Raw genomic sequence first — 11,349 nt, forward strand, 5'->3', positions numbered from 1 at the left:
CTGGACGCACCGCCGCCTGGCCCGCGCCAGCGGGTACGGGGCGGGCATCGACTCGCCCGGCTGGTACGGCCACCTGTTCGGCGCTCCCGACCGGCCCCGGTGCCCGGCTCAGCCGAGTCGCGCCAGCGCGGGGACGAACTTCGCGGCGTCCACCGTGCCCACGCCCGTCGCGAGGTCGTAGCCCGGGGTGACCGGCCAGCCGGCGACCCCGGCGTAGGTGTTGCTGCCGCCGACCACGTCGACCAGACCGGTGCCGGGCAGGCCCGCCTGCTGCAGGGCGCTCAGCGCGTACAGCGCGCCGTTGAGGTTGCCGAGCCGGTGGCCCGCCTGCTGGTCGGCGAGCGCGACCACGCCGGAGAAGATCGGGGAGGCGACGCTGGTCCCGCCCCACAGCTCCCAGCCGTTGTCCTGCGGGCCGTAGCTGTTGTAGGTCCAGACGCCGGTCAGCGGGTCGCCCAGCATGCTGACGTCCGGCACCCCGCGGGAGCCGCCGGTGACGCCCTGGACGGCGGTCTGGAACGGCGGGCGCGGGAAGACCTTGGACTTGCCGCCGCCGGTGGCGCCGTGGTCGTTGGGCGCCGGGTCGTCCCAGACGGTGTCGGGGGAGAGGCGGTGGCCGGTCGCGTCGAGGTGGACCGAGGTGCCGCCGACCCCGGTGACCAGCGGGTCGGACGGCGGCCAGGACACCACGGGCGAGGGGAAGTAGGTGGAGCCGTCGTTCTCCACGTCGGTCGAGCCGTTGTCGCCGGAGGAGGCCAGCACCGAGACACCGTGCGCCTGCGCGTCCCGGTAGGCGAAGCGCAGGTTCAGCAGGGCGGAGTAGTCGCCCTGGTCGAAGCCGGCGAAGGTGTTCTCGGCGGTGCCGAAGCTCTGCGAGATGACGTCGCCGACGCCCTTCTTGATCAGCGAGTCCTCGGCGTTCATCATCTCCGGGAAGCCGGTGACGCCGGTGGTCTCCGAGACGCCGGTCTCGACCAGCACGATCCGGGCGCCGGGGGCCATGGCGTGCGCCATGTCGACGTCGATGGTGGTCTCCTCGGCCCAGCCCGTCATGTCGTCGTTGGTCGGGTCGAAGACCGGCACGTTGCCCCACTTGACGACCTGCACCTGGGTGCTGGGGATGCCGTAGTGGGCGCTGTACACGTCCAGGTCGTGCTGGATGGTCGGGGACCCGTAGGAGTCGACGATGACGACGGTGCGGCCGGCACCGGTGATGCCCCGGTCGAACAGCGGCTGTTCGTCGTAGGCCTGTTCCAGCTGGGTGGCGCCGTAGCAGGAGCGCTGGAACTGGGCCTGGCAGTCGGCCACGGTGTACGGGGTCGGGAACGGACCGAGCAGGCGGTGCTGGGCCGTGGCCGGAACGGGAGCGGGCAGGCGGTGGCCCGCCAGGATCCCGCCGGCTGCCGGCGCCGCCCCGGTGAGGACGGTGCCGGCGAGCAGCGCGGCGGCCGCGAGGGTCGACACGCCGCACTGTCGGGTGGAACGTCGCATGGGTGCCCCTGGGGGTCGTAGGTCCCGTCAACGACGGCTGGGGCCCATGCCTATCGTGGGAGGATCCGACGGATCATCAGTTTGTCGTATCCATGGCGAAGTCTTTACCCGGCGGTACGGCCGCCGCCCCTCGCCGGGGTGCTGTCGCCCGGTCGCTGTTCGGTCCGGGTGCGGGCGTTGAGCAGCAGGTGGAGGAGGAGGGCGGAGGCCAGGCCGACGGCCCAGCCGTAGTCGGCCAGCGGTTTGAGCAGCGGGATCAGGCCGTCGGCGGGGAAGGGGCCGCCGTAGGACCCGCCGACCGCGAGGACGCCGCCCACCACCAGGGCGGTGACGGCGCGCCAGTTCCAGCCGGAGCCGAACCAGTAGCGGCCGTCCTGGCGGTAGAGGCCGGCCAGGTCGAGGTCGGTGCGGCGCAGCAGCCAGTAGTCGGCGATCAGGATGCCGGCCACGGTGCCGAGCAGACCGCCCACCACGCCGAGCCAGGTGAAGATGTAGACGTGCGGATCGGCGATCAGCTTCCACGGGAAGATCAGGATCCCGACCACGCCCGTGATCAGCGCGCCGCGCCGGAAGTCGATCCGGCGCGGCCACAGGTGCGCCAGGTCGTAGGCGGGGGACACCACGTTCGCCGCGATGTTCACCGACACCGTCGCGACCAGCACCGTCAGCAGGGCGATCAGGGTCCCGGCGGTGTTGTCGATCTTGGCGGCCAGCTGGATCGGGTCCCAGATCGGTTGGCCGTAGACGGCCTGCGAGCCGGAGGTGACGAGCACCGAGAGCAGGGCGAACAGGGTCATCGTGGTGGGCAGGCCGAGCGCCTGGCCGCGGATCTGCGCCCGCTGGCTGCCGCCGAAGCGGGTGAAGTCGGGGATGTTCAACGACAGCGTGGACCAGAACCCGATCATCCCCATCAGGGCCGGGAAGAAGACCTTCCAGAAGTCGCGCCCCCACCCCAGCTTCGACGGCTGGTCCAGCAGCGGCCCGAAGCCGCCGGCCTTGTTGGTGATCCACCCGAGCAGTGCGAAGGCGCCGAGCAGCACGGCGGGCGCGGCCCAGGCCTCGAACCGGCGCAGCGTCTCCATGCCGCGCACGATGATCAGCAGCTGGAGCACCCAGAAGAGCAGGAAGGAGAGCCACTGGGTCCACGGGTAGCCGCCGATCGCGGACGCCGTCTGCCAGCCGTGGCCGAGCAGTTTGCCCGCCAGCAGGAAGATCGCCTCCCCGCCCAGCCAGGTCTGGATCCCGAACCAGGCGCAGGCCACCGCGGCCCGCAGCAGCGCCGGCAGGTTGGCCCCGCGCAGGCCGAACGGGGCGCGGGCGAAGACGGGGAAGGGGATGCCGTACTTCGTCCCCGGATGGCCGTTCAAGATCATCGGGACCAGCACGATCAGGTTGCCCAGGGCGATGGTGAGTACCGCCTGCTTCCAGTCCATGCCGAGCGCCACCAGGCCGGAGGCGAGGGTCCAGGACGGGATGTTGTGCGCCATCCCGACCCAGAGGCTCAGGTAGTTGTAGACGCCCCAGGTCCGCTGCTCCAGCGGGACCGGGGCCAGGTCGGGGTTGGCGAAGCGCGGATCGGTGAGGGCGGCGCGGTCGGTGAGGGCGACCCGGCCGTCGGGGTGGGTCACCTGGTCGGTGGCGGTGGCCGTGGGTGAGGGGGCGTCAGAGGGCATGGGGACCACCTCGGCTGTCGAGCGTCGATGCGGCTGTCGATGCGGTGCGGGCCTGTGGTCGCAGTTGTACGCGCCGGGGCGCGCACAGTCCACCCTGCGTACACCGGCGCGTCATGCGGGTGGGTCGGCTCGGCGGGGCCGCCCGACAACGCGCCCTGCATGATCGCGATCTGACGGGGCACACGAGGCCCACGGATCGAGTGCCAGGAGTGGCAGAGGGGTGGAGAGCATGTCGACGGGTGTGTGGGCACGGGTGACGATGCGGTTGCTGGCCGGTGGGGAGCAGGACCACGACGTGCCGGTCGAGTGCTCCTACCGGGCGGCGGACCCCTACGCGGTGCGGCTGGACTTCGGTGCGCAGTGCGGTGCGAAGGGCGGGACGGAGGGCGGCGCGGACGGCGGCACGGAGGGCAGTGCGCAGTGCGGTGCGGCGGGCGGGCACGCCTGGGTCTTCGCCCGCGAGCTCCTGGCCGAGGGGTTGCGGGGACCGGCCGGGCGCGGTGACGTCCACGTCACGCCGGACCAGCAGGGCGGCATCCTCATCGCGCTGGCCGGCCGTCCCGGGGTGGCGCTGCTGGCCGCGCCGGCGGCCGAGCTCGCCCGGTTCCTCGCCGCCACCGAGGAGGCGGTCCCCCTCGGGGCGGAGGCCGGTCTCATCGACTGGGACCGCCACCTGGACGACCTGCTGTCCGCCTGAGCGGGGGCACGGCCGCACCTTGAGCGGGAGTTGACGGTGCGCCATACTGGGCCCGTTAGCACGCGCCGCGTGTCATTGAATCCTGGGGCCGGCGGAACCCGTCGCTGCCGCGGGGACCGCCGGTGCCCGGTCGCCCGGTGGGGGAGTGCCCTTGCGTACCAACGACGCCCAGATGTTGATCCTGTCCGTGCTGGTGGACGGGCCGCTGCACGGATACGCCGTCAACTCCGCCGTCGAGCAGCTGACCGGGACCCGGTTGGGGCGCGGCAGCCTGTCCGGCGCCCTGGCCCGGCTGCGGGACAAGGAGCTGATCGAGTACCTGGAGGGGGAGGGCCGGCGGCGCCCGCTGCGGCTGACCGCGCGCGGGCGGGCGGTGGTGCGGGGCGAGGTCGAGACGCTGGCGCAGGTCGCCGGGCGGATGTTCGAGACCGTGGTGCCGGACCGGCTGGCCTACCAGGAGCGGCTGGCTGCGACGGACCCGGTGCGCGCCTACAAGCGGGCCGCGCTGGAGGCGTTGGAGATCGGGCCGGACAGCGTGGTGCTGGACCTCGGCTGCGGTCCCGGCGCCGACCTGGCCGCGTTCGCGGCGCCGGGTGCGCGGGTGATCGGGGTGGACCGCGACCCGGCGGCCGTCCGGCGGGCCCGCGCCCTGGGCCACCGGGTACTGCTGGCGGACGCGCACGCCCTGCCGCTGCCGGCCGGATCGGTGGACCGGGTGCACACCGACCGGGTGCTCCAGCACGTGGCTGACGTGCCGGGCGCACTCGCGGAGGCGGCGCGGGTGCTGCGGCCGGGCGGTCGACTGGTGATGGCCGAGCCGGACTGGGACTCGCTGGCCGTCGACCACCCCGAGCCCGAGCTGTCCCGCGCGTACACCCGGCACCTGGCGGACCGGATCGTGCCCAACGCGGTGATCGGGCGTCAGCTGCCCCGGCTGGCGGCCGAGGCGGGCTGCACGGTCGCCGCGGTGACCCCGTTCACCACCGTGTTCCGCGAGCTGCGCGCCGCCGACGCCGTGCTCGGACTGCAACGGAACACCGAACGGGCGGTCGCCGCCGGCTACTTCACCCGTGCCGAGGCGGACCGGTGGCTGGCCCACCTGATCGCCGGACCGTTCTTCGCGGCGGTCACGCTGTACCTGGTCACGGCGGAATTCGGTGGCGCCGACGCAGGTGGCGGTGCAGGCTCGGCCCGGTGACCCTGCACGAGAACGAGATCACCCTGGACGAGGCCGCCCTGCGCGCGCTGCTGCGCGACCAGCGCCCGGAGTGGGCAGACCTCCCGCTCACCCCGGCGGGCGCGGGGACGGACAACCGGATGTACCGCCTCGGCGACCGGCTGCTGCTGCGGATGCCGCGCACCCCCAACACGGCCGCCGACGTCCGCAAGGAGCAGGAGTGGCTCCCCCGGCTGGCGCCCCACCTGCCGTGCCGCGTCCCCGAGCCCGTGTACGCGGGCCTGCCCGGCCCGGGGTTCCCGCTGGCCTGGTCGGTGTACCGCTGGCTCGACGGAGCCGAGGTGTCGCCCGCCTCGGTCACCGACTGGCCCGCCCTCGGCGCCGACCTGGCGGCGGCGGTGCGCAGCCTGCACGCCACACCGCTGATGGGCGCCCGCCGGGGCGGCGACCTGAGCTGGTACCGGGGCGGCAGCCTGCGGGACTGCGACGGCTGGGTCGGCGAGTCCTTCGACGCCTGCGCCGCGCCGCCGATCGCCCTGCCCGGCCTCGCCCGGCTGCGCCGGATCTGGCGCGACGCGCTCGCCCTGCCCGAGCCGACCGGCCCGCACGTCTGGCTGCACGGTGACCTCAAGCCGAGCAACCTGCTCGCCGCCGACGGCGCCCTGCACGCGATCATCGACTTCGGCGGCCTCTCGATCGGCCACCCCGACGCCGAGCACGCCCCGGTCTGGGACCTGCCCGCCCCGGCCCGCCAGGCCTACTGGGCCGCCCTGGACCTCGACGAGCCGACCTGGCTGCGCGCCCGCGCCTGGGCGGTGGGTGTCGCGGTGAGCGGCGTCGCGTACTACTGGCACACCGACCCGGCCTTCGTGGCCGAGTGCCGCGCCCGACTGGACGCGGTGCTGGAGGGGGCGGGGTGAGCGGGCGGGTCGTCGTCCCGGTGGATCCGGCCGGTGTCAGTGGCACCCGCTAGCCTCGCCGGGACGATCGACGATGGAGGTTGGACCATGCACAGCGCGCCCGTCACTCCTGCCGGGGACCGGATCCGGTGGGTGGAACTGCCCGGGGGCGGACCCGCGCGGGTGTACGTCCACGGGCTCGGCGCCAGCTCGCCCGCGTACTTCGCCGAGGTGGCGTCGGACCCGTTGCTGGCCGGGCGGCGGTCGCTGCTGGTGGACCTGCTCGGGTTCGGGCACAGTGACCGGCCGACCGACTTCGACTACACCCTGGAGTCGCACGCGGACGCCCTCGCCGCGGCGTTGACGGCGGCCGGGGTGGCGCAGGCCGAGTTCGTCGCGCACAGCATGGGCGGGTCGGTCGCGATCGTGCTGGCGGCGCGGCATCCGGGTCTGGTGGCGAAACTGGTGCTGGTGGACGCCAACCTGGACCCGATCCCCGAGCCCGGCCCGCCCGGTGCCGGCAGCAGCGGGATCGCCTCGTTCACCGAGGAGGAGTTCCTGGCCGGCGCCTGGCAGCAGGTCAGGGACGGGGTGGGCCCGCACTGGTGGTCCACCATGCGGCTGGCCGGCCGCGAGGCGCTGCACCGCAGCGCCGTCGGGCTGGTCCGGGGCAGCGTGCCGACGATGCGCGAGCTGCTGCTGGAGCTGCCGGTGCCGCGCACGTTCCTGTACCCCGCGGCCGACGGCAGCGTGCCGGGCGAGGCCGGGCTGGTGGCGGCCGGGGTGGCGGTGGTGGCGGTCCCCGACTGCGGGCACAGCATCATGCTGGACAACCCGGCGGGGTTCGTGAAGGCCGTGTCGGCCGCGCTGGACTGACCGGGGGTCACGGGCGGTGCTGGTCGAGGTCGCGGAGCTGGTGGCGGTCCCCGGGGGTCCCGTGCTGGCACAGGTGCGGACCGCCCACGGGCCTGCGGTGGTGCGGTGGCGCGGGGAACCGGCTGCCGTGCCCGGCGCCCACCACGTCGAGTGGACCGTGGACGCGCCCGTCCGGTGGGGGCACGAGCTCCGGTACGCGGGGGCGGCGGGCCCGCTGGTCCGGGCGGTCGGGCACCGCGTCGTGCTGCGGGGCCGGTGGGAGGCGGAGCAGGACGGAATCGGCACGCTGCGGCTCGGCGGGGCCCTGATCCTGCTGGAGTGCGAGCCGCCGGTGGACGTGGACGGGCGGTGGGTGGAACTGTGCCTCGCCCGGGAGGACGTCGAGCTGTGCCCCTACCAGATCTGACTGCTCATCAGCAGAACCAGTAGGGGCACCGGCTGTCGGTCGGTCAGAGGTCGACGGAGTCGCCGAGGGCGATCCGGGCGTACTCGATCCCGTCCTCGTCCCCCAGCCAGCCGTCGAAGTTGGCCATCCCGTGCGCGCTGAGGTTGATGTCGTGGATGGGGTAGGCCCGCTCCGGGCCCACGGCGCGGGCGAAGGCGACGACCTCGCCGGTCTTCACCCAGGGGCCGGACGCCGGGACCAGCAGGGTGTGCACCGGCTGGTCGGGGACGAAGAGCGAGTCCCCCGGGTGGTAGATGCCGTCGTCGACGACGAAGCCGAGGTTCGGGCAGCCCGGCAGGCCGTCGATGATCTCCGCGTGCTCGCCGCCCACCGCGCGCACGTCGAAGCCCGCCGCCTCGAAGAGCTCCCCGGGCGCGACGGCGACGGCGCCGCCGCCCAGCTCCGCGGCCAGCGACGCGTACGTGTGCACGGTCAGGGCGGGGTTGGCCTCGCGGGCCGCGGCGAGCTTGTCCAGGTCGACGTGGTCGGCGTGCTCGTGGCTGACGAGCACGGCGGTGGCGCCGACCAGGGCCTCGGGCTCGGAGAAGACGCCCGGGTCGATCACCAGGACGCGGTCGCCGTCCTCGATGCGAACGCAGGCGTGTCCGTACTTGGTCATGCGCATGGTCTCGGTCCCCCTGTGGGTCGGGTCTGCGTGAGCGTGATCCGCTCGTCGAGCGGTGCGCGGGCGCGGGTCACGCGCCCTGACGCACCGTCACTCTGCCACGTCGCGCCGGGTCAGGGCCGACTCCGTCGTGGCACTGGCCAGTTCGGCGTCGTACGCGACGGCATCGAAGTGGTACTCCAGCGGCCGGGTCCCGTCCGCCGGGACCTCCCAGTCCGACCACTGCACGACGCCCCCGAGCCGCTGCACCACCAGGGACAGGAACCCGCAGCAGCCGCCCGTGCACTCCGGCTCCCCGAGCTCCACCCGGCGGGGCCCGGCGGTCCCGGCGAGCGGGCCGGGCCGGTCGGGGTCGCCGGGCAGCAGGTCGCTCGCGTACGGTCCGCGTCCGCCCGCGAGGACCGCCGCCGCCACCACGTCCTCGCCGTTGATCCAGAAGCGCAGTTGGGGCGCGAAGCGGGGCCCTTGCGGGAGCACCCTGATCTCCAGTCGGTCGAACACCCGGTCAGCCTACGGCAGCACCGGTCCGCCCCCGAACGGTGTGCCCGATGAGTACGGCTACTCATGCGGTGCGCGGGCACCGGGAGCAGGGTGGGACCCGACCGCGCACGATCCCGGCGCGGATGCCACTGACCAGAGGCCCTGTGATGAGTCTTCCCCCCGCGTACGGTCCCCCTGCGTACGGTCCCCCTGTGTACGGTCCGCCGCCCGCTCCCTGGATCCGTCCGGAGCCGCGCAAGCCGTCCGAGATCGCGTTCGGCGCCGTGGCGGGGCTGCTGCTGCTCGGGTCGTCCCTGCTCAACGGCGCGTTGCTGTTCCTGCTCTGCTTCGTCGGCGACGGCTGCGGGAGCACCGCGATGAGCCGGGAACGGGTCTGCCACGGGTCCGGCGCCGCGCAGGTCTTCGCCGCGCCGTGGGTGTCGCTGGTCGCGGCCGTGGCCGCAGCGGGAGTGGTCGCCGCCCGGGCCCGACGGAGGGGCCGGACCCCGTGGCTCGCCCTGCTGCCCGGAGTGCTCGTCCACGGGGCAGGGCTGGCGTTCGTGTACGCGAGCATCTGGGGGTAGCCGCGGCGGCGGACCGGGCCGCGGAAACCGGTGGAGAAAGTCCGCCCGGCTCGCCCCCGGGGACTCCCTCAACCGTAGAGCTCCGCCACCTCCCGGGCCGCGCGGAGGAGTTCGGTGCGGGCCTCGGGCGGGGAGAGGATCTCCAGGTCCGCGCCGTAGGGGAGGACGGCGCGGGCGGCCGCCACGGTGGGGAAGGTGAGGGTGAGTTCGGCCCAGTCGGGGTCGCCGGTGGCGGACAGGTCGCCGACGCGGGGGCCGTGGATCCGCAGCAGCATGTCGAGCGAGCGGCGCCGGACCCGGGTGCGCAGCCGGACACCGCCCGCGGGCAGCCGTTCGACCTGTGCGCGCAGCACCGCCCACTCGCTCGCGAGTCCCGCGCCGGGGCGGTGGCGGACCGGGGCGTCCGAGACGGCGACGGCGAGCACCCGGTCCACCCGGAACAGGCGCGGGGCCGCGTCGAGGTCGGCCACCAGGTACCAGACGCCGGCCTTGCTGACCAGGCCGTAGGGGTCGACCGTGTACGCGCTCGGCCCGGTCGCGCCGCTGTGGCGGTACGTCAGGAGCACCCGCCGGTCGGCGAGGACGGCCTGCTGCAGGTCGTCCAGGGCCTCCGTGCCGGCCGGCGGGTGCATCCAGCGGGCCGGGTCGATCAGGATCCGCTCGCTGGTCCGTTCGGCGGCCGGGCGGTGCGGGGCCGGCAGGGCGGCCATCACCTTGCGCAGGGCGGAGGAGAGGGCGTCGCCGAGGCCGAGCGCCTCGTGCGAGGTCTGGGTGGAGAGCACGAAGAGGGCGCGGGCCTCGTCGCCGGTCAGTCCGGTGACGTCGGTGCGGAAGCCGGGCAGCAGGTTGATCCCGCCGTGCCGGCCGCGCTCGGCCCAGACCGGGACGCCGGCGGCCGACAGGGCGTCGACGTCCCGGTAGATGGTGCGGACCGAGACCTCCAGGCGCTCGGCCAGCTCGGTGGCGGAGACCTGACCGCGGGTTTGGAGCAGCAGCAGGATCGACAGCAGACGGTCGGCTTTCACGGGATCCCATTTAACCTGACGCCGGTTGTCAGGTATTGCCGCGAGAGTGCTCCCACCGAAGAAGAACGTCCCACCGCACCTCAGGAGTTGCTCCGATGGACCCGCGCCCCCTCTACACCCGCACCCTCGACCAGCTGGAGAAGGTCTTCGCCGCCGTCACCCCCGCCGACCTGGACCGCCCCACCCCGTGCACCGAGTTCGACCTGCGCGCGCTGCTCGGCCACGTGATCGGCGGGATCCACCGGATCGCCTACATCGGCGAGGGCGGCCGGGCGCTGGACCTCGCGCCGACGGTCGACCGGGTGGACGACGGCGACTGGGGCGGCGCGCTGGACCGCGCCCGGACCAGGTGGACCGCCGCCTGGGCGGACGACGCCGAGCTGGCCCGGATCGTCGAGGTCCCGTGGGGCGAGATGCCGGGCGCGATCGCGCTGGGCGGCTACGTGATGGAGGGCGTCACGCACGCCTGGGACGCGGCGCAGGTGGTGGCGCCGGAGCTGGTGCTGGACGAGGAGCTGGCCGAGATCGCGCTGGGCATGGCGCACCAGGCGCTGCCGGCCGAGCGCAGTCGGGAGGGGATCCCGTTCGGGCCGGTGCGGGAGGTGCCCGCCGAGGCCGGCGCGTACCTGCGGCTCGCGGGCTGGCTGGGGCGCGAGACGGCGGTCGCGGGCCGCTGACGGGCGCTCGGTGGGCCGCTGACGGCCCGGACGGTCACCGGCCGGGAACCGCTGACCGGCGGGGAGCCGCCGGCCGGCGCCCCGCTGACCGGCCCAAAAGGTGATGCGCTGTCATGGCGCCGACTGGCATGGTCGGTGCTATGGCGACTTTTGAGGAACTCCTGGCAGAGGGCGAGGCGGTCCCGACCGAGGGGTGGGACTTCTCCTGGTTCGACGGGCGGGCCACCGAGCAGCGGCCGTCCTGGGGCTACGCCCGCCTGCTGGGCGAGCGGATGGCCGTGGCGCGCGCGGGGCTGGACATCCAGACGGGTGGCGGCGAGGTGCTCGCTTCCGTGCCGGTGGCCCCGCCGGTGCTGGCGGCCACCGAGTCCTGGGCGCCGAACCTCGCCATCGCCCGGCGCAACCTGGCGAAGTTCGGCGCCGAGGTGGTCCAGGCGCAGGACGCCGACGACCTGCCGTTCCCGGACGGGTCCTTCGACCTGGTGTCCAGCCGGCACCCGGTGGTGACCCGCTGGGACGAGGTGCGCCGGGTGCTCCGTCCGGGCGGCAGGTACCTCGCCCAGCACGTCGGCGCCGGGTCGGTGCGGGAGCTGACCGAGGCGATGATGGGGCCGGTGCCCCGCGGCACCCCGGGGGCGCCCCCCGGCCCCCGCGACTCCGGCGCCCGGCCCAACGCCGCCGGGGCGGCCGCCGCGGGTGG

13 protein-coding genes and 1 pseudogene are annotated in these 11,349 nt (G+C 74.5%); 9 read left to right on the forward strand and 5 right to left on the reverse strand.

All coding sequences use genetic code 11. From position 1 onward, the window contains the following. A pseudogene (locus tag ACFW1A_RS32020) lies at window positions 1-97 on the forward strand (DUF5682 family protein); the annotation flags it as partial. 11 nt (window positions 98-108) lie between these two features. Here the strand turns inward: ACFW1A_RS32020 and ACFW1A_RS32025 are convergent. Continuing rightward, a complete protein-coding gene (locus ACFW1A_RS32025) occupies window positions 109-1,491 on the reverse strand; it encodes a S8 family serine peptidase (protein WP_380415075.1) in 1,383 nt (460 codons plus the stop codon). Between the two features lie 104 nt (window positions 1,492-1,595). Next, complete coding sequence (locus tag ACFW1A_RS32030; RefSeq protein WP_380415077.1) at window positions 1,596-3,164, reverse strand: NCS1 family nucleobase:cation symporter-1; 1,569 nt, start codon at window positions 3,162-3,164, stop codon at window positions 1,596-1,598. A gap of 229 nt (window positions 3,165-3,393) precedes the next feature. Between ACFW1A_RS32030 and ACFW1A_RS32035 the strand changes: the two genes are divergently transcribed. From ACFW1A_RS32035 to ACFW1A_RS32055, 5 genes are all read left to right on the forward strand, one after another. Beyond that, window positions 3,394-3,861, forward strand: coding sequence for an SsgA family sporulation/cell division regulator (locus ACFW1A_RS32035; protein WP_380415079.1), 468 nt, complete (start codon window positions 3,394-3,396; stop codon window positions 3,859-3,861). A gap of 151 nt (window positions 3,862-4,012) precedes the next feature. Beyond that, entirely contained in the window at window positions 4,013-5,059 is a 1,047-nt protein-coding gene (locus ACFW1A_RS32040; protein ID WP_380415081.1) for a methyltransferase domain-containing protein, read from the forward strand. After that, window positions 5,056-5,958, forward strand: a complete 903-nt coding sequence (locus ACFW1A_RS32045; protein WP_380415083.1) for an aminoglycoside phosphotransferase family protein — start codon at window positions 5,056-5,058, stop codon at window positions 5,956-5,958. Before ACFW1A_RS32040 ends, ACFW1A_RS32045 begins: the two co-directional genes overlap by 4 nt. An 87-nt stretch (window positions 5,959-6,045) precedes the next feature. Beyond that, window positions 6,046-6,813, forward strand: a complete 768-nt coding sequence (locus ACFW1A_RS32050) for an alpha/beta fold hydrolase (RefSeq protein ID WP_380415085.1) — start codon at window positions 6,046-6,048, stop codon at window positions 6,811-6,813. A 16-nt stretch (window positions 6,814-6,829) separates the two neighbouring features. After that, window positions 6,830-7,219, forward strand: a complete 390-nt coding sequence (locus tag ACFW1A_RS32055; RefSeq protein WP_380415088.1) for a hypothetical protein — start codon at window positions 6,830-6,832, stop codon at window positions 7,217-7,219. Window positions 7,220-7,262: 43 nt separating this feature from the next. On the opposite strand, the gene ACFW1A_RS32060 is transcribed toward ACFW1A_RS32055, so the two are convergent. Beyond that, window positions 7,263-7,877 (reverse strand): MBL fold metallo-hydrolase, encoded by a 615-nt coding sequence (locus ACFW1A_RS32060; protein ID WP_380415091.1) that lies wholly within the window; start codon window positions 7,875-7,877, stop codon window positions 7,263-7,265. 96 nt (window positions 7,878-7,973) lie between these two features. Next, entirely contained in the window at window positions 7,974-8,384 is a 411-nt protein-coding gene (locus ACFW1A_RS32065; protein ID WP_380415093.1) for a hypothetical protein, read from the reverse strand. A 191-nt stretch (window positions 8,385-8,575) separates the two neighbouring features. On the opposite strand from ACFW1A_RS32065, the gene ACFW1A_RS32070 reads away from it, so the two are divergent. Beyond that, entirely contained in the window at window positions 8,576-8,947 is a 372-nt protein-coding gene (locus tag ACFW1A_RS32070; protein WP_380415095.1) for a hypothetical protein, read from the forward strand. Window positions 8,948-9,015: 68 nt separating this feature from the next. Here ACFW1A_RS32070 and ACFW1A_RS32075 read toward each other — a convergent pair whose 3' ends face one another. Continuing rightward, entirely contained in the window at window positions 9,016-9,972 is a 957-nt protein-coding gene (locus ACFW1A_RS32075) for a helix-turn-helix transcriptional regulator (protein WP_380415097.1), read from the reverse strand. 95 nt (window positions 9,973-10,067) lie between these two features. Here ACFW1A_RS32075 and ACFW1A_RS32080 point away from each other — a divergent pair, with 95 nt between their 5' ends. Continuing rightward, window positions 10,068-10,649, forward strand: a complete 582-nt coding sequence (locus tag ACFW1A_RS32080) for a TIGR03086 family metal-binding protein (protein ID WP_380415099.1) — start codon at window positions 10,068-10,070, stop codon at window positions 10,647-10,649. A 140-nt stretch (window positions 10,650-10,789) separates the two neighbouring features. Next, window positions 10,790-11,349, forward strand: a 560-nt coding sequence (locus ACFW1A_RS32085; protein WP_380415101.1) for a class I SAM-dependent methyltransferase, incomplete at its 3' end; no start/stop codon positions are given.

The organism is Kitasatospora sp. NPDC058965 (assembly GCF_042741245.1).
Classification (GTDB): Bacteria; Actinomycetota; Actinomycetes; order Streptomycetales; family Streptomycetaceae; genus Kitasatospora.

What these genes read in the sequence shown, in the direction of transcription:
- ACFW1A_RS32025 (WP_380415075.1), bottom strand. Translation starts at nt 1,491, where the DNA reads ATGCGACGTTCCACCCGACAGTGCGGCGTGTCGACCCTCGCGGCCGCC.
- ACFW1A_RS32030 (WP_380415077.1), bottom strand. Translation starts at nt 3,164, where the DNA reads ATGCCCTCTGACGCCCCCTCACCCACGGCCACCGCCACCGACCAGGTG.
- ACFW1A_RS32035 (WP_380415079.1), top strand. Translation starts at nt 3,394, where the DNA reads ATGTCGACGGGTGTGTGGGCACGGGTGACGATGCGGTTGCTGGCCGGT.
- ACFW1A_RS32050 (WP_380415085.1), top strand. Translation starts at nt 6,046, where the DNA reads ATGCACAGCGCGCCCGTCACTCCTGCCGGGGACCGGATCCGGTGGGTG.
- ACFW1A_RS32060 (WP_380415091.1), bottom strand. Translation starts at nt 7,877, where the DNA reads ATGACCAAGTACGGACACGCCTGCGTTCGCATCGAGGACGGCGACCGC.
- ACFW1A_RS32080 (WP_380415099.1), top strand. Translation starts at nt 10,068, where the DNA reads ATGGACCCGCGCCCCCTCTACACCCGCACCCTCGACCAGCTGGAGAAG.